The 332-nt window shown below is 63.9% G+C and carries 1 pseudogene; it reads right to left on the bottom strand.

Annotated features, from left to right (window positions below):
- Window positions 1-332, bottom strand: a pseudogene (locus NAZ64_RS22435) (sodium-extruding oxaloacetate decarboxylase subunit alpha); the annotation flags it as partial.

Below are 332 nucleotides of genomic sequence, written 5' to 3'. Positions count from 1 at the left end.
CGCACGCGGGGGATTTCCGCCAGCACCTGGTCGAGTTTGTCCGCCGCGTTCTGCTGCTTCAGCTGGCTTTCGAGGTTGGTCAGCATCCCGCCCGGCACCTGGGCCACCAGAATGCGGCTGTCGTAGCCTTTCAGCTGGCCTTCAAAGGCGTGATACTTTTTGCGCACCTCGCGGAAGTACGCCGCGATGTTTTCCAGCTTCAGGATATCCAGCCCGGTGTCGTGTTCCGTGCCGTCGAGCGTCGCCACCAGCGCTTCGGTGGCCGGGTGGCCGTAGGTGGCGCTCATGGAGGAAATCGCCGTGTCCACGCCGTCAACACCCGCCTCGATAGC

The sequence above is a fragment of the Salmonella sp. A1325 genome (assembly GCF_056991255.1).
The sequence above is the reverse complement of the archived record's forward strand: the minus strand, read 5'-3'. Positions and strand labels throughout refer to the sequence as shown.